This is a genomic window from Sporosarcina sp. FSL K6-1540 (assembly GCF_038620285.1).
Classification (GTDB): domain Bacteria; phylum Bacillota; class Bacilli; order Bacillales_A; family Planococcaceae; genus Sporosarcina; species Sporosarcina psychrophila.
Genome location: NZ_CP152018.1, coordinates 979,782 through 998,789, shown reverse-complemented (window position 1 = coordinate 998,789; position 19,008 = coordinate 979,782). Strand labels below are relative to the sequence as shown.

At 40.7% G+C, this 19,008-nt stretch carries 16 protein-coding genes; 8 read left to right on the top strand and 8 right to left on the bottom strand.

Annotated features, from left to right (window positions below):
* Positions 1 to 491: 491 nt before the first annotated feature.
* The 4 genes from MKY15_RS04405 (at position 492) to MKY15_RS04390 (ending at position 5,353) form a co-directional block, all read left to right on the top strand.
* Positions 492 to 761, top strand: a complete 270-nt coding sequence (locus MKY15_RS04405) for an excalibur calcium-binding domain-containing protein (RefSeq protein WP_187045853.1) — start codon at positions 492 to 494, stop codon at positions 759 to 761.
* A gap of 704 nt (positions 762 to 1,465) precedes the next feature.
* On the top strand, positions 1,466 to 2,770 hold the full coding sequence (locus tag MKY15_RS04400; protein WP_342539126.1) for a glucose-6-phosphate isomerase: 1,305 nt from the start codon (positions 1,466 to 1,468) through the stop codon (positions 2,768 to 2,770).
* A gap of 742 nt (positions 2,771 to 3,512) precedes the next feature.
* Positions 3,513 to 4,337: an alpha/beta hydrolase gene (locus MKY15_RS04395; protein ID WP_342539125.1), complete on the top strand. Its 825-nt coding sequence runs from the start codon at positions 3,513 to 3,515 to the stop codon at positions 4,335 to 4,337.
* Between the two features lie 374 nt (positions 4,338 to 4,711).
* Entirely contained in the window at positions 4,712 to 5,353 is a 642-nt protein-coding gene (locus MKY15_RS04390) for a hypothetical protein (protein ID WP_067212584.1), read from the top strand.
* A gap of 483 nt (positions 5,354 to 5,836) precedes the next feature.
* Here the strand turns inward: MKY15_RS04390 and MKY15_RS04385 are convergent, their stop codons facing one another.
* The 8 genes from MKY15_RS04385 to MKY15_RS04350 form a co-directional block, all read right to left on the bottom strand.
* Positions 5,837 to 6,889 (bottom strand): acyltransferase family protein, encoded by a 1,053-nt coding sequence (locus tag MKY15_RS04385; RefSeq protein WP_342539124.1) that lies wholly within the window; start codon positions 6,887 to 6,889, stop codon positions 5,837 to 5,839.
* 306 nt (positions 6,890 to 7,195) lie between these two features.
* Positions 7,196 to 7,957, bottom strand: coding sequence for an IclR family transcriptional regulator (locus MKY15_RS04380; RefSeq protein ID WP_342539123.1), 762 nt, complete (start codon positions 7,955 to 7,957; stop codon positions 7,196 to 7,198).
* Between the two features lie 57 nt (positions 7,958 to 8,014).
* Entirely contained in the window at positions 8,015 to 9,283 is a 1,269-nt protein-coding gene (locus MKY15_RS04375; RefSeq protein WP_342539122.1) for an ArgE/DapE family deacylase, read from the bottom strand.
* The gene (locus MKY15_RS04370) at positions 9,280 to 10,230 is read right to left on the bottom strand and encodes a DUF1177 domain-containing protein (protein ID WP_338655095.1); all 951 of its coding nucleotides are present in this window, start codon (positions 10,228 to 10,230) and stop codon (positions 9,280 to 9,282) included. Before MKY15_RS04370 ends, MKY15_RS04375 begins: the two co-directional genes overlap by 4 nt.
* 19 nt (positions 10,231 to 10,249) lie before the next feature.
* On the bottom strand, positions 10,250 to 11,218 hold the full coding sequence (locus MKY15_RS04365; protein WP_342539121.1) for a dipeptide ABC transporter ATP-binding protein: 969 nt from the start codon (positions 11,216 to 11,218) through the stop codon (positions 10,250 to 10,252).
* Complete coding sequence (locus tag MKY15_RS04360) at positions 11,211 to 12,224, bottom strand: ABC transporter ATP-binding protein (protein WP_342539120.1); 1,014 nt, start codon at positions 12,222 to 12,224, stop codon at positions 11,211 to 11,213. The genes MKY15_RS04365 and MKY15_RS04360 overlap by 8 nt, the downstream gene beginning before the upstream one ends.
* A 17-nt stretch (positions 12,225 to 12,241) precedes the next feature.
* Positions 12,242 to 13,135: an ABC transporter permease gene (locus MKY15_RS04355; RefSeq protein ID WP_342539119.1), complete on the bottom strand. Its 894-nt coding sequence runs from the start codon at positions 13,133 to 13,135 to the stop codon at positions 12,242 to 12,244.
* Positions 13,132 to 14,100, bottom strand: a complete 969-nt coding sequence (locus tag MKY15_RS04350; protein WP_187045838.1) for an ABC transporter permease — start codon at positions 14,098 to 14,100, stop codon at positions 13,132 to 13,134. Before MKY15_RS04350 ends, MKY15_RS04355 begins: the two co-directional genes overlap by 4 nt.
* Before the next feature lie 311 nt (positions 14,101 to 14,411).
* On the opposite strand from MKY15_RS04350, the gene MKY15_RS04345 reads away from it, so the two are divergent.
* The 4 genes from MKY15_RS04345 (at position 14,412) to MKY15_RS04330 (ending at position 18,991) form a co-directional block, all read left to right on the top strand.
* The gene (locus MKY15_RS04345) at positions 14,412 to 16,004 is read left to right on the top strand and encodes an ABC transporter substrate-binding protein (protein ID WP_342539709.1); all 1,593 of its coding nucleotides are present in this window, start codon (positions 14,412 to 14,414) and stop codon (positions 16,002 to 16,004) included.
* A gap of 79 nt (positions 16,005 to 16,083) precedes the next feature.
* Positions 16,084 to 17,163: an amidohydrolase family protein gene (locus tag MKY15_RS04340; RefSeq protein WP_342539117.1), complete on the top strand. Its 1,080-nt coding sequence runs from the start codon at positions 16,084 to 16,086 to the stop codon at positions 17,161 to 17,163.
* Positions 17,163 to 18,323: an amidohydrolase family protein gene (locus tag MKY15_RS04335; protein ID WP_342539116.1), complete on the top strand. Its 1,161-nt coding sequence runs from the start codon at positions 17,163 to 17,165 to the stop codon at positions 18,321 to 18,323. The genes MKY15_RS04340 and MKY15_RS04335 overlap by 1 nt, the downstream gene beginning before the upstream one ends.
* The gene (locus MKY15_RS04330; protein WP_342539115.1) at positions 18,320 to 18,991 is read left to right on the top strand and encodes an AroM family protein; all 672 of its coding nucleotides are present in this window, start codon (positions 18,320 to 18,322) and stop codon (positions 18,989 to 18,991) included. The genes MKY15_RS04335 and MKY15_RS04330 overlap by 4 nt, the downstream gene beginning before the upstream one ends.
* Positions 18,992 to 19,008 lie beyond the last annotated feature (17 nt).

Below are 19,008 nucleotides of genomic sequence, written 5' to 3'. Positions count from 1 at the left end.
GGTCTATTTACTTGTGCTAAATTGAAATCTCTAGGATTTGTCATTTTCATAGGCAGGCCATTTATATACGAGCCCGAACCGATCATATCCGTGTGCAGCCGATCAAATCCCACGCGAACCGATCATATCCGCGTGCAGCCGATCAAATCCCACGCGACCCGATCATATCTCGACGTAGCCGATCAAATCCCAAGCGACCCGATCATATCTTGACGCAGTCGATCAAATCCCGCGCTAACCGATCATATCTCCACGCAGCCGATCATATCATGACGCAACCGATCATATCCCACGCGAACCGATCATATATCAGCCCCAACCAGTTTTTTCAGGGTATTCAATAAACTCAAAGTCTGTTAAGGTAATTATATAGTTCAAGAGGGATGCCTTCAGCCTGATCGCTATGAATGATTGGGATAAAGGAAGGCGTTTTTTCATGCCTATAAACAGGTTCATACCCAAGAGGGTTAATTGAAAAGGAGGTTTTTGTTATGAAGAAAGTATTTACTGTCTTGCTGGCATTTACTATTGCGATAGGCTTCTCATTCAGTTCGGTGAATGTTGAGGCGGCTAGCCCGAAAGTCGTGACATATAAAAATTGCACAGAGTTAAACAAAGTGTATAAAGGCGGCGTAGCAAGATCTGCATCTATTAAAAATGTAGGCGGGGAAACGAAGTACAAGCCATTTGTATCTCAGGCAATCTATGATGCGAACAAAAAAAGCGACCGCGATAAAGATTTAATCGCGTGTGAAAAGTAACTATAAAAGTAACGTAACAGCTTCAGTCCAGATGGATAGGAGCTGTTTTTTACTATAGTATCTGGCTAGGCTTGGTTGTTGTTACCCTAATTCGCACTTCAAATTCATATGTATCCGCTCCCGATGTTTCTTCTCACCAGCTACTTTTATACCGAATTACTGCACATATTCTGCGAGTGTCAATCCTCTCCTATACAATAAGTGGACAGACTTTTAAGTGCACGTTTGACTATTAATTTATTCATTCAGCTATAACGGGAGCCACTAAACCGTGCACGATACATTGTATTCCAAGGTGATTAAATCATAGTTCATTAGCAGTGGTTAAAATAACAGTAATTCGTTACGGATTACTTATGTTGTGTAAGTGGGGTAGTTGCATTACGATAACTAAGTGTTACTGAAGGAAATTCCTTCATATAATATATCTTCCACTGTTAATCATCCACGGAAATTTAGAATTGAAGTTAAGATGCTTCTTGGTCATAATAGAGAAGAAGAGCTTTGATGATCTATTTTTAATTGTGATAGCTGAAGAGGCTCACCTAATGGGAAATGAGTTACTGCCCTATCTTGATAAAAGATGAGTGGGAGTTGAAAGTGATAGACTGTTATTGAACCCGTAGAAAGAAGTCGGACATGTTAGATGAATGGTAATTTATGACTTAAATTGATAAAACCACCTAGAAGGGGAGAATGTCGAATTGGTAATTCCGTTAACACTAAATCAATCACATGTATCTATAAGTAAGCTTGAGGAAGTATTTGGTACACAGGTGAAAACGATTCATCAAGAAATGAATAAAGGTACTTCTGAAGGTGCTGATTATTTGGGGTGGAAGAATTACCCGAATGAGATTTCGTCACATGAATTAGAGGATGCTCTGAAGGCGGCGAAAAAACTTCGTGAAAATGCAGATTTGGTTGTTGTCATAGGTATTGGAGGTTCTTATTTAGGAGCGAAAGCGATTCAAGACGCGCTATCACCGTATTTCGAAAAAAAGTCGGATGATCCTGAAGTACTCTTTGCTGGCCAAAACTTGAGCGGTGCTTATATGAAACAATTATTAAGCTATATGGGGAGTAAAGAAGTTGCCATTATTGTTATTTCGAAATCTGGAACAACGACGGAACCTGCAATTGCTTTCCGGATTATGCTTGAATATATGGAAAACCGTTATGGTTCATCCGCAAGCGAACGAATTGTTGCGATTACCGATAAATCAGAAGGTGCCTTGAGGGAAATGGCTGTCCGTTCAGGATTTACGTCTTTCATCATACCAAATGATATTGGGGGCCGTTATTCCGTTCTCACGCCAGTTGGTTTAATCCCTCTTGCAGTAGCTGGTGTCGATATTGAACAACTCCTTGCAGGAGCAAAAAAAGCCATTCATGATCTCTCGAACGCAAATATAGGTTCGAATATAGCTTATCAGTATGCTGCTTTACGAACGCTACTGTTATCTGAAGGCTACAATGTCGAAATTTTAGCGAGCTTTTCCCCATCCTTTGAAACTTTCCATGAGTGGTGGAAGCAGCTCTTTGGTGAAAGTGAAGGGAAGGGCGGAAACGGTATTTTCCCTGCCGCCGTCGCATATCCTACCGACTTACATTCCCTCGGTCAATATATACAAGATGGTCAACGGATGCTCTTTGAAACGTTTGTCCATTTCACAGAAGAAGCGGAGGATTGTGCGATACCTTCATCCAAAGAAAACTTGGATGGCTTGAATTATCTATCGGATAAAACATTAAATGAAATAAATGAAGTAATGATGCATGGGGCTATGGAGGCGCACCGAGATGGAGGCGTACCTTTACTACGTCTTGAAGTGGCTAAGCAAGATGCCTATCATGTTGGTTATCTCATATATTTCTTCCAACTTTCATGTGCAATGAGTGCTTACTTGCAGGGCCTAAATCCTTTCGACCAGCCAGGGGTTGAAGAATATAAAAACAATATCTTTAGATTGTTGGAGAAGCCCGGGCATGTAATAGCGGCTCTATAACAGGTGTAAGTTTTAGTAATCCACAACTTAATAAAATGAAGATCAGACATGTACGTAAATGTCTGATTTTTTTTTGTATATAGGAAATGATTGGGCTGCGGGGGGGATGTGATTGGTTATGTGGGGGTTATGATCGGTTGGCGGGAAATATGATCGTGCGTGTGGTAGTAATGATCGGTTGGCGGAATATATGATCGTTCGTGCGGCGTTACTGATTGGTTGGTAGGATATATGATCGCGCGTGTGGTGTTACTGATTGGTTGGCAGGATATATGATCGTTTGTGTGGCGTTATGATTGGTTGGCGGAATATATGATCGTTTGTGTGGCGTTATGATTGGTTGGCGGAATATATGATTGTTCGTGCGGCGTTACTGATTGGTTGGCAGGATATATGATCGTTTGTGTGGCGTTATGATTGGTTGGCAGAGGATATGATCGTTCATGCGGGGTTATGATCGGTTGGCAGGTTATATGATCGTTCACGCGGCGGATTTGATTGAGGATAAACATTTAGCTAATAATGGATAAATACTCCATAGGGAGCGTGCACAAGGAGATAATTCTCTTTTGTGACAACAAAAAGTACAGAGGGAAAATTCGAGGCGATTCTTTCAGGCTAGCACAAGACTTTTGTAAACGAATGAATTACAATAGTATTCATAAGATAACAAAAACCGACAAATTTCGATAAAATGTAGGTTTTTTGTGGATTGCTCTAAAGGGAAGAGGGTTAATTTCATTTGTTACATTATGAAACGCATAACTTAGGTCCTCAGCATGAGTGGGTTGTATTTCTTCATGGCTTGGGTGGAAATTCGAATATATGGTATAAACAAATAAAAGAGTTTAAAAAGCATTTCAACCTGCTCTTCATTGACTTAAGAGATCATGGCGGTTCCGCTAATTATGAACCCGAAATGCTAACATATACACCTGAAATTTTAGCTAAAGATGTCGTAAAGGTAATGGATTGCCTTTCTATTGAAAAGGCTCACTTTGCCGGGATTAGTTTGGGTTCTGTTGTCTTACATGCGATGCATATTTACGCACCCGGTAGAATTAAAAGCATGATTTTAGGTGGTGCAATTATCCGTTTAACAAGTGTTGCGAAAGTGATTCTGAGAACAGGAAATTTGCTTAAAAGTGTGGTCCCCTACATGTGGTTGTATAAAACATTTGCACGTATCCTTATGCCTAAAGCACACCATAAGAAGTCAAGGGATGTTTTCATCCTAGAAGCAAAGAAAATCCGTCAAAAAGGGTTTATTAAATGGTATCGATTTGCTGCCAAGGTTTGTGAAATTTATCCGCGAATTGATTGTGAAAAACATGAAATTCCCAAGATGTACATCATGGGTGATCAAGACTATATGTTTCTTGGCCCGGTTGAAGAAGATACGATAAAGGATAAAAGCGCTAGATTGCATATTATTGAGCAATGCGGCCATGTCTGTAATATTGAGAAGCATAAAGAGTTCAATCAAATAGCCATACAGTTTATCAAGGAACAAGTTAAAGTGGAGCAGGAATTATTAGCAACTAGTAAGCTTGTTAGTATTGCGTAATGTTAAATGAGGACCAGCCTGGATTGTGAGGGCTGGTTTTTTGTGCTAGTTAAAAAGTAAGAAAAATATATTTCGAGAGTATATTTATATAGACGGCACTTACAAAAAGAATGTTCTTCCAACACCGCTTTGTCGCTTGGTGATGGCCTCACGCAATAAGCCCATCAGAAGATCACTGTCGGTCTTATTGCTTCGGCTCACACTTGTCGCTCCTTCGCTAGATTTGTTCATTATACTAATGAAGGTGTAGCAACCAGTTCACTCCAAATAAGTAATACCGAACATTTACAACCCCATTGTAGAAAGTATGTTCCTAAGCATGTTATGATTATAGTAAAGATACGTAAAAGAATAGTGAAAAGGGTGGAAGCGTCATGGATAAGAAAGAACAACAGTTATTTGCACACTACTACAACAAATTTGTTGAAAGAAGTTTTGATGAAAAGGACTTCTATAGTTTCATGATGTTGGTTCGAGACGATGCGCATGGAATTGATAGTGTTAATGGGCTTGCTGATTTCATCGCGCTAAGGGAGAAGAGCTCGGGATATGTAGGGGAGTACCTAGGAGACTGCAAACAGGTTATCGCAAATTTGGGTAATGGGGTCAAAGCTAAAAAAATTGAGGATATCTTCTCGTTTAAAGAAATAAGGAATGGTTTTAACGCGCTGTTTTTGAAAAATGGCTTTGAGAAGTTACCTGCTGAAATCATCAATGATTTCATTTTATGCACAATTTCTTTATTGCAGGACGTGAAATTAGTATCGGGTAATTTGAATAAAGAAGTGGGACATCTGAGTTTTGCTGTTTCCAGCAAAGAAGTATTTTTGATGGGGAACATGAAAACATTAAACAAAGGTCGCTATATTCCAGTTACATTTCAAGTTTTGTCTGTCAAGAATAGCTACGAGGCAATAACACCACAGGACAAAAATGATACACCGTATTTGTTTAACGAGGAACTGATTGAGGTTGTAAATATCGAAGGAAATCTTGTAATAACGTTTCCGGAATAACTTTCTGGTGCAATGAAGAAAGTACAAAGCAAAACCAGCCAAGATAATAAATGGCTGGTTTTTCCGTTCTAAGCTATGTATTACGCGGCACTACTGGACAATCTCCAGTCAGATTATGCTTGGTATTCTTTTTCACCTTCCGTCGAAAGTGCCCCCGTGCGGGACAGAGGAGTGCCGCCTCTCTGTGATTAGTAGTATATGCGCGAATGCCTAGACATATACCTGTTGATCGTCTCACCGGTGTAACGAACAAATCTAGCGACAAGCGGTGTTGGAAGAACATTCTATTTGTTAAATGCCGACTATCTATATAAGTTGAACTAATGATCTTATAAATCTCCAGCGAAGGCGTCTACTGGGGTAGCCGAAGCAATAAGACTGACAGTGGTTTTCTGTCCGGCTTATTGTGGGAGGCATCCCCTAGCGCCGAGCGTTGTTGGTAGGATTCTTTATTTCAACTTATATAGTACAGATTTTAGTGTGCTACTGCTGAATGGGTAGTGGCCTTTTTTGAGAAAATCCACCAAGTAGTAGCTTTCCATGTGGTATCAATTTTTGAATGATGATTGAAACCACGATTGGAATGACCAATCCAAATCCTGTGAATCCAATAATGCCATATGTGAAGTAATCATTTAACAAAATATCTGTAAAGATGTGCAAGTACATGATCGTTAGGGAGTGCTTCTCGATCCTTTGCAGCCAATTGAGTGACAGTTGAGTAGCGATGAGTTGGAATACGCCCACCAATACAAGTGTGAATGAAAGTGGAATGATCAAATCTAAAACGAAATGTTCATAACGCAAAAATTTCATGCTCAAATGATAGTCAATTACATTAAAGTTATCAAGCAAAACTGCTGTCACACTACCGATCAATCCCGCGGTTAACCATCTTTTCGAAACATTCATCCAAATACTCTTCATATAATAACCGAGTGAAAAATAGACGACTGCCATGAGTGCAACATCGATGTTCCAAATCATTGGGATTGTTTGAGAAGCAGTATCTGGTGATCCACCAATGACGCGCATCGCAAACAAACTTTCAAAATGGGCAATACTATAAAAGATAGCCAAAATAATAATTTGTTTCGTACGACTAAAGTATTTTGTCATCCATAAGAAGAACAAATACGTAAAGAAAAGCGTAGTTACAAACCAGAATACACCATATGCACCACGTGCAAAACGTCCGCCGACAGCGAGTGTCCACAAATCATTTACATACCATGATAGATCCATATTGCCTGAACCAATTTCTATCCCGTAACGAATCAGCGTAATGCTGACGAGGAAAAACAAATAGGGGACAATCAATTGCATAAAACGTTTTTGAATGGACAGTTTCATTAAGCCCTTTTCTACAACAGGCTTAAAAAACAAACCACTTAAAATAAAGAATGCTGGCATGTGAAACCAATAGATATACTTCGCCAGTGGGAAATCGAGCTGTCCAGGATAATGACCAATGACGACAAGAATCATTAAAAATCCTTTGGTGACATCCACCCAGGATAAACGTTTCTTATTCATAATCAAACTCCTCAAGAAAATTGACGTATATCTAGTGTACAACGTATCAGTAGTTGGGAACGGTATGTAACAGAATTGACTCGGGATTGAAAGAAAGGTAGCAATGCTTGGAGATATTTCCTTGATTTATTACGGATAACTAATTTAACTGACTATTTAACGTGGTTGGATAGAGAAGCTACAGGGGAACTATCAAGGCACGCACCTTTCAAAGCAGCAATGTTCCAATATAATTGACTTAGAATCATCTATATTCAAAAAAACACCCCTCGATGATTTTTAGTCGGGGGGTGTTGTCTCGTCACTTCATGTATTCAATTTCAACTTATATCGCGTAATTACTTCCACAACCTCATCCCGAGTCTCATGCAACAATGGAAGGGCAATGTTTTTTTGTTCTTCTTCTATTCTATATGAAGGACCCGCTACCGTGATTGAGCCGATAATTGTGCTATCGACTAGTAGCGGAACTGCAAGTGCGACAACGTCAGGTGTATATTCACCTTGGCTTTCGGCCCAGCCATTTTTGCGAATTAAAGATAACTCATTACGCAAATCAGTAGAATCTGTCATCGTTTTCCCAGTGTATTTCACTAATTCACCAGTAATCACTTTTTCTCTGGTTTCTTCAGACATATATGCCAATATTGATCGGTAAGAAGCTCCTACATAAAGTGGAGCACGGCTGCCGGCTGAAACAGAGAACTTTACCTTGTTTTTAGGTTCGATTACCATCAGTGTGACAGCTTCTCCCTTATCCAGGACCGTTAGAAAAACAGATTCTCCTGTTTTCTCGCTTAATTTCTCTAGAATAGGGTTAATAAGAGTACTAATATTTAGTCCCTCATAAAAAACCGTACCCAATTCCCAAACAACTGAACCTAATGAGTATTGTTTAGTAATCGGGTCTTTACTGACGAAACCGTTCCGTTCCAATGTCTCCAGAATTCGATAGATATTGGTGTGATTCAGTTCCATTTCATGTGCTAATTCCCGGCCACCCCAAACAGGCTTGCTTTTGGAAAACATTCTCAATACCTCTAAAGCTAGATTCACTGTCTTTAACATTAATATACTCCTTTTATACGAGCAATTATAGATATTGGATATCATACTATCATCCTACTATTTTTCGTATAGGAAATCAATTACAGCCGCAGCATACACTTTTGCGCAGCGGATTATATCTTCTACTTGTACTTTTTCATTGTAGCCATGGATACTTGGAAGATAGGCAGGCCCGTATTGTAAGACTGGAATATTATAATCTCTAAAATGTCTTGCATCACTGCTTGCCCACTGCATAACGCCATAAGCTTCATGATCAGTAACGAACGTAATATTGTCCACAATTGCGCGGCAAACTGGATCTTCTGCAGAAGTGTAGTTAGCATGACTTTTAAATCCGAACAATCGAATGGAATAACGGATGCCTAAACTATCTAAAGCATCTTTTAGATACAGAGAAACTTCGTCATGTGTAATTCCGAATGGTAGGCGGCAGTCTACTTGTACTTTACAACTTTCTGGAATAATATTTGATTTTGTTCCACCTTGAATTGTTCCGATGTTAACCGTGATTTTTTCCAGCACAGGCTGAAATTTCAGTCTGTCTTTTTCAACTTCGCGCATATAGCGTTGGGATACTTCGATTAACGGTTTAATTTCATCCGGGATGGTAATGTTTAGATCCCATAAATCTTGAATTTTATCGATGGCTTTAATGGCATCAGTGATTGCATTATTCCCGGCAATTGGTGAAAGACTACCGTGTCCTGGTGTACCGAACACCTCGAGCTCAAACCAGTAAGACCCTTTTTGACCGATCGTCGGGTTGTACGGAGAAGAAGGTTCTGCGATGAGTGCACCATCGCCTGCAATCAGCTTGTTTTCGAGTAACCAAGGCACCCCGAATTCGCCACCCGTTTCTTCATCGGGAACTATCGCTAATGTTAATTGTCCAGGAAGCTGAATGTCCATCCGTTTCATTAGACCGTAAACAAAAATGAGTCCCGCTAGTCCAGCTTTCATGTCACTCGCACCGCGTCCGAGCATCCAGCCATCTACAACCTCACCAGAGAATGGATTGAAATCCCATTTCGTTAAATCGCCTGCTGGAACAACATCCGTATGCCCGCAATAAATGAGATTTTTACCTTCTTTGTTGCCATACGAAGAGATCAGGTTGAACATTTTGTCGCTTGCCTCGTGCCACTCAGGCTCTAAATCATATTGTTTTAAGTAATCTGTGATAAATTGGCTGATATCCGTAGAGTCTCCCGGTGGATTTTCACTTGGAATTTGGATAAGGGAACTGCATAGTTCAATTAGTTCGTCTTTTCTTTTCTCAACTTCATCGATTAATAATTGCTTGAGTGCTATTGTATCAGTCATACTGCTTCCACCTTACTTCCTTTTGTTTGGAGGTGATTCATTGTGCCGTATAGTTTTTCAATCAATTCAAATTCAGTCTCATCGTAGAAGTCACATTTACCTTCACCAAATGATTTTGCAACTTCGATTGCAAAACGAACAACTTGTTCAACATCAGTAGGGTGGGAAGCACCGGTTGCACAGCCGGCTACAGCCGTTTCTGTCGTAATTGCAACTCCGACAACCGGTGCATTCGTTGCAACAGCAGGCTGTAAAATACTGTTTACATGGTAAAGTCCATTGCCATAAGGCGTAATATCCTGTGTTGTAATAGGTAGTGTGACAGGCAGGATTCCTGCAGATTGTGTGTAGATGTGTAAAAGATCATCACTGACTTTTAGTATGTAACCAGCTTTTACTGTAGGTGTAATTGCAAATCCTTTATGGTTCGTGATCATATTTCCCTTTGTCGTGTCAATGGAGATAATAGCATCCATTTCAGCCGTAACTTCATGTTGATTCATCGCAAGGATGTCAACAGGCGAACCCATAAAAGCAACCGGCTCATGAGGAGTTGTCGGAGCATCTGGGCAAATATGTGTTGTTAACACGATATCGCCTTTCAGGTCATCACCTTTTCCAGACATATCAAGAAGTTTAGCAGCAGTAGAAATACATGCCAGCGCGCCATCTCCATCAGAAACGAAGCCCTTCATTTCCGGGCGTGCACCGATACCGCCTAAACGTCCGATAATACCGAGAGTAGGGGAAGTACCGCCTTTGGATTTTCCATTTTCGCCTGCAAGTGTAATTTTGATGAAATCAGTGGATCCTTTTTCACCGAAAACTGTTTCTACAGAAATGTCCCCGTTGGAAGAGATACCTTCCAAATAACTTTTGATGCTTTCTCCTGTTACAAACTTACTATCCATTAATTCAAGAACTTCCATTACGTGTTTGAGTGACATATTCATTTCCTCCTAGTTTTTAATATAGATGACAAGCGACTTGGTTTTCTGGTTCGATTGTCTGCAATACAGGTGCGTCGGTTTTACAAATATCCATCACATATTGACAGCGTTCATGAAAAGCACAGCCTGAAGGTGGATTAACCGGACTTGGTACGTCACCTGTCAAAATGACACGTTCCTTGTGTTCGAACGGATTTTCTTTTGGAATTGCAGAAAGCAGGGCCTTTGTATAAGGATGCTTCGGATCTTCGTAGAGCTGTTGGAAAGTACCTGTTTCAACGACTTTCCCTAAATACATAACTGCAATACGGTCACACATATAACGAACGACGTTTAAGTCATGTGAAATGAAAATATAGGTCAAGTTAAATTCCTTTTGTAAACTTTTAAGTAGATTGATGACCTGTGCTTGTACGGATACATCCAGCGCCGATACCGGTTCATCGCAAATAATGACATCAGGATTTAGCGCAAGAGCACGTGCAATATTGATACGCTGCTTTTGACCACCAGAAAATTCATGTGGATAACGGCGGGCATGGTAGCTACTTAGCCCAACTGTTTCTAATAGTTCATGCACCCGTTGTTTACGGCTTTCTTTCGTGCCAATATTATGGATAACTAAAGGTTCAGCAATTAAAAACTCAATCGTCTTCCGTGGATCTAGTGAAGCATCAGGATTTTGGAATACCATTTGTATCGATTTCCTTGCTGCACGAACATCTTTAGCGGATAAAGTTGCTAAATCTTTACCTTTAAACTCTACAGAACCAGCAGAAGGGTGAACAAGCTGATTGATTAGGCGTGCTAATGTCGACTTGCCGCAACCTGATTCACCCACAATACCGAGTGTTTCGCCTTTATAAACATCGAAGTTCACGCCATCAACAGCTTTGACACTTTGATGCGATTTCACAAAAGGAATGGCACTATGAATAGGAAAGTGTTTTTTTAAATCACGTACTTTTATAATCGATTCAGTCAACGTACATTCGCTCCTTTCTTTCTAAACGAGTCGTTGTCGTTTGGAAATGGCAGGATACAATATGATTCTCTTCTACTTCAATTGGCTCAGGTTTTGTTGTTAAACAAATCTCTTGGCCGAACGGACAGCGGTCATAGAAAGGACAACCCGGCATAGGTTTTCTCATGTCAGGAGGACTTCCCGGGATGGCAGGCAATTTCTCACCGTGAATTACGTCTTTTGTAATTTGTGACTCTAGTAACCCCCATGTATATGGATGGAGAGGGTTATTAAAGATTGTTTCTACCGTTCCGGATTCAACAGTTGAACCGGCGTACATGACAATCAATTTGTCGCACATTTCCCAGACAACACCGAGGTCATGCGTGATCATGATGATAGATGTATCGTTTGTTTGTTGCAGTTTTTTCATCAAATCTAGAATTTGCGCTTGTACCGTAACGTCCAGTGCAGTTGTAGGTTCATCTGCAATCAATAACTTTGGATTACATGACAATGCAATCGCAATCATAACCCGCTGCCTCATGCCCCCCGAAAACTCGTGCGGATACATGTTAATTCGCTTTTGAGGTTCCGGAATGCCGACCACTTTTAACATTTCAATCGCTTCTTTTTTAGCATCTTTTTTGGATATCACTTTATGGTTTCGAATCGCTTCGATGATTTGATTGCCAACTTTGAACACTGGATTCAAGCTCGTCATTGGATCTTGGAAAATCATTGCGATGTCATTGCCTCGTATCGCTTTCATTTCTTTTTCAGAGAGCTTCAGCAAGTCTTTGCCATCGAAATTGATGGTCCCGCCGGATATTTTACCTGGGGGGGAGGGGATTAGTCGCATTAAAGCGGTAGCTGTTACACTTTTACCCGATCCGGACTCACCGACGATACCGAGTGTTTCTTTTTTATTTAACGTGATATTTACACCATTTACGGCTTTCACTACAGAGGAGGAAGATCTGAATTGAACGTCTAAGTCCTCTATGCGAAGTAAAGTTTCCGACATATTCATCCCTCCAATCGTCAAACTTTCATTTTCGGATCTAGTGCGTCACGCAGACCATCACCGAATAAGTTAATACCTAACACCGTTATTAATATAGCAAGTCCTGAGAACGTAGCCATTTGAGGATTCAAGACCAGAAAGTCTTTCCCGTCTTTCAAGATGCTGCCCCAAGAAGCAGTAGGTGGCTGGACGCCGAGACCTAGGAAACTAAGGGCAGCTTCTGAAATGATTGCGCCAGCAATGCTCATCGTTCCATATACAATCAGCGGCGCTAAACAGTTCGGCAAGATGTGGTAGAAAATAATTCTTGGATGTGTGGCTCCCAATGAATTCGTTACTTCTATAAATTCCTCTTCCTTAACACTTAAGACTTGTCCACGTACAATCCGTGCAAATCCTGGAATATTAGCAACTCCGATTGCAATAATAACGTTTACCAGTCCTTGACCAAGTACCGTCATTAACGTAATTGCCAAAAGAATAAAAGGAAATGCGAAGAGTCCGTCCATCGTGCGCATAATAATCGAGTCAAGCTTCCCGCCGAAGTAGCCTGCTAACAGGCCAAGCAAGGTACCTAAAATGGCCCCAAGCAGTACAGCCGAAACACCGACGATAAGGGAGATTCGAGCTCCATAGATAATTCGACTGAAAAGGTCACGGCCATAGTTATCAGTGCCTAAAAGATGACCTTCAGTTCCAGCACTAGCAAGTGTATTCGCAAGATCCATACTATTTGGAGTGTGAGTTGCTATTAAAGGCGCAAATACAGCTACGATGACCATTAAAATAGTGACACCTAGTCCAAAAGCGGCTAATTTATTTTTGAACAGCTTTTTAAGAAAACTCGCTTCTTTTGGAATTACATTATCCTTGGCAGTTGGACGAGAACTAGTAGGCTGAGTCAGTGTCATTTTCCACCGCCCCCTTTTTTCGAGAGATAATTGACCCGCGGATTGACAACTTTATAGAGCATATCGACTAACAAGTTGACGACAACAAAGATGATGGCGATGAATAATACAGTTCCTTGTACAACGACAAAGTCCCTTTTATCGATGGCATCGACAATCAATCGTCCCATCCCCGGCCAGCTAAAGATTGTTTCTGTTAAAACTGCTCCTCCAAGTAGCATTGAAATTTGCATGCCTAACACCGTCAAGATGGGTGTAAGAGAGTTTTTAAAAGCATGTTTTGATATAACCCAAAACTCGCTGACTCCTTTTGCACGTGCCGTTTTAATATATTCTTGTGATAAAACCTCTAACATACTAGATCGTGTTATCCTGGCGAAAGTCGCCATTGGAATGGTGGCAAGTGTGATAGCTGGTAATGCAAGATGCTTGAGATAAGGGATGAGCCCTTCACTTAAGGTTCCCATTCCTGTTGCAGGAAACCAGCCTAAACCTACGCTGAAATAAAGAACTAACATAACACCGAGCCAAAAAATGGGCATCGACACGCCAATTAATGAAATTAACATAACCACATAATCCAAAATGGAGTTATGACGAGATGCAGAAATCATTCCTGCCGGGATACCGATAACCAGCGCAATGATTAATGCGGCTACTGCCAGGACAAGCGTGTTTGGAAAGCGCTCCATGATCAATTCCGTTACGGGTTGGTTATAACTTAATGAAGTGCCAAAATCCCCTTGTAGCAAACCAGTTATATAACTGAAGAATTGTTGATATAAGGGTTCATTTAATCCCAATTGCTCCGTCAGCTTTTCTATATCTTCTACGCTGGCGGTAGGGCCTAGCATAACGGCTGCGGGATTTCCGGGTATTAGACGTGTAATGATGAAGACGATAATAGCTACAACAAAAACAGTAGGTAATAAATCAATCAGTCTTCGAAGAAAGTACTTACCCATTCACTTCCACCTCTCATTCTATTATTCTGAAACACTGGTTCACAATGTGAATTTAGGATAGCGTACCACCCTCTGAATAAAAAGTAAATGGTAAATCTTTAGAATTCTTAATTACCTGTGGCCCTTATAATGAAGTGGCTTTTTGAATAATTATGCACGTTATAAGATATTAGAATCTTTTAAAATAATACTTTACATTTGATGATAAATCGTGTTAAGTTAGTAACTAATTTAACACTGTTGAATCAGTGGTTCACAGTGTGAATCAATATGGAAGTGGGGGGATTATATTGGGATATAAAAGGGCGAAAATGTTTTTAGTTGGTGTTTCGCTGTTACTCGTATTAGCTGCTTGTTCAGGAAAGTCATCCACGCCAAGTTCTGATAGTAAGGACGGAGACAAAGGGGGAGAAAATAGTGGGGAACCTCAAGATGGAGGGACTTTGCAAATTGGCCTCTCAGCCAATCCACAAACACTTGACCCGGTTAAATATACAGGCGTATACGAATCACAAGTTATGCGTTCGGTTGCAGATACACTCGTAGTTTATAGTAAAGACTTGAGCGAGATCACTCCATCGCTCGCAACAGATTGGCAAATCTCTGACGACTTGCTTGTCTACACGTTCCAACTAAGGGACGACGTCTTCTTCCAACCTGGTGAATACCAAGACGGCCGTCAAATGACTGCCGAAGATGTAAAATATAGCTTGGAAAGATCAGTAAATGAATCTGTCATGAACAGACTTAACGGCGTTACAAAAGTAGATGTATCAGGTGAATTTGAAGTACAAATCCATCTTGAAACACCTAATGCTGCTTTGCTAGCTGTATTGACTGATGCTGGTAACTCAATTGTGCCAAAAGAAGAAGTTGAAGGATGGGGCGATGAGTTCGGTGCGCACTTAGTGGGTACTGGTCCGTTTGCCATTAAAGATTGGAAAAAGGATCAGCAAATTGACTTAGTAAGAAATGACAAGTATTGGGGCGGTAAACCACATTTAGATGGTGTACGGATGAAAGTTATTGCGGACCCTAATATGATGACAAACGCATTGCGTTCAGGCGATATCGATGTCGCTTTGGATGTTAAAGGACAAAATAGGGAATTGATTAACAAAGACGAGAACTTTGAATTACTAACTATCCAAGCGCTATCTATTACGTATCTTGACTTGAATAATAAAGTTGGGCCAACTGCGGACGTTAAAGTTCGTGAAGCGATTTATAAAGCAACAAATGTTGACGAACTAGTATCTGGTGTTAACCAATGGGGCGGTGCTGTCCGTTCTTATCTGCCACTTCCTACTGGATCTTGGGGCTACGATGAAGAACTGGAAAAACTAGTCCCAACTTATGAACCGGAAAAAGCGAAAGAGTTGCTTGCTGAAGCAGGCTATCCAGATGGCTTTAAAACAGAAATTTACGTTGGGGCAGCGCGTGTTCCATACGCAACAATCTTCCAAAATCAAATGAAAGAAAACCTCAACATCGATGTAGAAATTAAAGTCGTAGAGTGGGGAACTTACAGTGACACGGTATCTAAAGGGAATGCACCGATGTCCATTGGCGGCTGGTCATGGTATCCAGACCCGTACTTCTTCCTTTATCAGTTGTTCCACACAGATCAACTTAGTGCTTTAGGAAACGGGAAAGGCTATGACAACCCTGAAGTTGATAAACTGTTAGATCGTGCATTATCTGAAACGGCCGATCAAGATGAACGCGCAGCAATTTATCAAGAAGCATTGAAAATTATCTTGAAAGACGTTCCGCGTATCGAAATTGATGTTCAAGAAGCAACAGCGGGCATCAGTAAAAAAGTTCAAGGATATGAAGTGTCTGCGGATAACTCTATCCAAATCGTTCACCCGAACGGAGCAAATGTTTGGATTAAAAAGTAAGTAGTAAAATAGGTATTGCTGAAAAAAGTAGAGGGTCTGAGTCTCTGCTTTTTTCAGCGTATATATGAGGAGGAGTCATATGACAACTGTTATTAAAAATGGAAGGGTACTAGATTCCGACAGTGGGGTGTTTAGTAAACAAGACATCTTTTTCACGGATGAATTATTGGCTAGCTGTGATGAAAGTGCGATTTCTAAGACGATAGATGCTACTAATCTATACATTACACCCGGATTGATTGACACTTGCTCTCAAATTGGATTACGCGAAACAGGTGTCCGGTGGGAAGGCAATGATTCCTATGAGCCCCAACAAGAAGATCCGACACAACTATCTGTGACGGATGGTATTTATCCGTTTGATCCTTCATTTAAAGATGCAGTTGCATCAGGAGTCACAACTGCACATATCCTGTCCGCGCCTAACAGTGTGATAGGTGCAAAAACGGCTATCATTCATATGAATGGTTCCACCGTTGAAGAGATGCTGATTGATAATGAAGTAGGGTTTTCTTTTTCGATGGGTGATATTCCTAAAAAGTCCTTTATGGAACAAACAAAGATGCCTTTAACGCGAATGGGTATTGCTCAGAGGATTAGGACTACACTGAAGCGGTTAAAAAGATCAGGGGAATTGGACAACAGAAAAGTATTTGTAAGATGCCATCGAGCGGATGATATCGAAACCGCAATCCGAATTTCAAAAGAAGTGGATGTGCCAATCACATTAGTTCACGCGACAGAATGCGGACTAGTCGATAAAGAAGTATTGACGCATTCCAACAGTAGTATCGGAGGACCCAGTTTTCAAGCGATTGAACGATTGGAGCTGAAGAATCTGAAACCGGCGCTCTACAAAACGCTTCAAGATTCAGGCTTACGCTTCGGCTTTGCGACCGATCACCCCGTCAATTCTGTTACACATTTAAAACTCGAAGCATCGCTTGCTTTTCGCGAAGGGGTTTCATCTGAAGATGCATTGTTAGCCTTAACGAAAAATGCAGCTAAACTACTGGAAATCGATCATTTAACAGGCTCTATTGCACCCGGACTATTTGCCGATATCGTTATCTGGGATCAGCATCCGTTAAATTTAACTGCAAATGTCCTGCATACCTTCATTAAAGGACAAGAAGTTTACCGTAAAGGAGGATTTTAATGGTTACTGTATTGAAAAATGCCACACTTTATACAATGGACAAATCGAATACAGTCATTCAAAACGGTGAATTTTGGATACAAGGCGGTTTAATCACACATATAGGCACTGAAGTTCCTATTCCAAGCGAAGCTAAAGTAATCGATTGTTCTGGAAAGGTGATAACGCCAGGCCTAATCGATGCGCATACACATGTAGGGATATGGGGAGAAATTAGTGAGCAGATAAATGATGCCAATGAATACTCAGATCCTTGGACGCCTTCGATGGCAGCAGTAGATGGGATTGATATTCGCCACTTTTCATTTGACTTAGCGGTTGAAGGAGGAGTAACTACGATTCAGACAGGTGCAGGCAGTGCGAATCCAATAGCTGGTACATGGAGTATCATGAAAACTGGTGGAGGAAGTTTGGAAAAACGTATTCTTGTAGAACGCAGTGGCTTAAAAGGAGCGCTTGGGGAAAATCCTAAAAATGTTTTTGGCAATCAATATCAAAAAAAACCGATGACGCGGATGGCTGTTGCAGATATTATACGTCAAGGTTTTCGCGATGCACAAAAATTGACGAAAGAGCAACGGGAAGTGGTAAGGGAAGATGAAAGTGAGCTAATGCCCTTTATACAGGTATTGGAACACGATATGCCGTTACGTCTACACTGCCATCGCGCTGATGATATTGCGACTGCTATCCGAATTGCAAAAGAATTCGATGTGTTGCTATCGCTTGAACATTGTACGGAAGGGCATATGATGTTGGACGCGGTTAAGAATAGCGGAGCGAGTGTGACGCTTGGTCCATTCATGTTGCCAGCAAGTAAATTTGAAACAAGAAATTCCACGCCTATGGCACCGAAAATGTTTCATGATGCAGGTATTCCATTTGCAATCATGACGGATCATCCATTTATTCCGATTCAATACCTTATTTATTGTGCTGCGGAAGCGGTTAAATTCGGATTGGATGAAATGGTAGCTTTAAAAAGTGTTACATATGAAGCAGCTCGACTTATGGGCGTAGACGAAAAGGTAGGTTCACTTGAAATTGGAAAGCATGCAGATTTTGTCATTTGGTCTCATCAGCCATTCCAGGCCCAAGCAAATGTACTCTCAACATATATTAATGGTGAAAGTGTGTACGAAAAGGGATTTGTTGAATGAAGAAAACTCTTTGTATCCTTACAATTGGGCAAAGTCCAAGGGCCGATATGATTCCAGCCATCACTCAATACTTGCCGAAGAATTTACGATTAATAGAAAAAGGTATACTGGATGATTTATCAACATCAGAAATTGAAGCACTTGCGCCTGTGGATCGTAAAAAAACATTAGTTTCACGGCTACGTGATGGCTCGAGTGTAACGCTAGGGAAACAATTCGTGGTTAGCGCATTGCAACGGCTAATAGATGAATGTCAGATGGAAGACATTGACACAATATTACTTGCTTGTACGGGGAAATTTGACCTTTTTGATTCTGCTATACCTATCGTTTATCCGGACTATTTATTGAGCCATGTCGTTAAAGGCTTATTTAAAGAGGGGGAATTAGGTATCGTCGTCCCATTACTTGAGCAATCACAAAGCATTACGGAAAAGTGGGACGATGCAGGTTTTACTTGTTCCGTTTTAGCGAGTTCTCCATATGACTTTAAAAGTGAAAATTTAATTAATGTTGCAAAGGAAATGGACAAGTTGCCTGTCACTGCGATAGTGTTAGATTGCATGGGATATACGGACGAAATGAAGAAAATTATGGTTGAGTATACTACAAAACCAGTACTTGTTGCGCGTAATGTAGTGTTTTCTTCACTAGCTGAGATGTTGTGAATAATTTAAAGCGAAAG

Coding starts and splice junctions, on each gene's coding strand:
- MKY15_RS04335 (WP_342539116.1), top strand. CDS start 17,163: ATGGTTACTGTATTGAAAAATGCCACACTTTATACAATGGACAAATCG.
- MKY15_RS04375 (WP_342539122.1), bottom strand. CDS start 9,283: ATGACTGATACAATAGCACTCAAGCAATTATTAATCGATGAAGTTGAG.
- MKY15_RS04330 (WP_342539115.1), top strand. CDS start 18,320: ATGAAGAAAACTCTTTGTATCCTTACAATTGGGCAAAGTCCAAGGGCC.
- MKY15_RS04380 (WP_342539123.1), bottom strand. CDS start 7,957: ATGTTAAAGACAGTGAATCTAGCTTTAGAGGTATTGAGAATGTTTTCC.
- MKY15_RS04360 (WP_342539120.1), bottom strand. CDS start 12,224: ATGTCGGAAACTTTACTTCGCATAGAGGACTTAGACGTTCAATTCAGA.
- MKY15_RS04385 (WP_342539124.1), bottom strand. CDS start 6,889: ATGAATAAGAAACGTTTATCCTGGGTGGATGTCACCAAAGGATTTTTA.
- MKY15_RS04350 (WP_187045838.1), bottom strand. CDS start 14,100: ATGGGTAAGTACTTTCTTCGAAGACTGATTGATTTATTACCTACTGTT.
- MKY15_RS04370 (WP_338655095.1), bottom strand. CDS start 10,230: ATGTCACTCAAACACGTAATGGAAGTTCTTGAATTAATGGATAGTAAG.
- MKY15_RS04340 (WP_342539117.1), top strand. CDS start 16,084: ATGACAACTGTTATTAAAAATGGAAGGGTACTAGATTCCGACAGTGGG.
- MKY15_RS04390 (WP_067212584.1), top strand. CDS start 4,712: ATGGATAAGAAAGAACAACAGTTATTTGCACACTACTACAACAAATTT.
- MKY15_RS04345 (WP_342539709.1), top strand. CDS start 14,412: ATGTTTTTAGTTGGTGTTTCGCTGTTACTCGTATTAGCTGCTTGTTCA.
- MKY15_RS04405 (WP_187045853.1), top strand. CDS start 492: ATGAAGAAAGTATTTACTGTCTTGCTGGCATTTACTATTGCGATAGGC.
- MKY15_RS04355 (WP_342539119.1), bottom strand. CDS start 13,135: ATGACACTGACTCAGCCTACTAGTTCTCGTCCAACTGCCAAGGATAAT.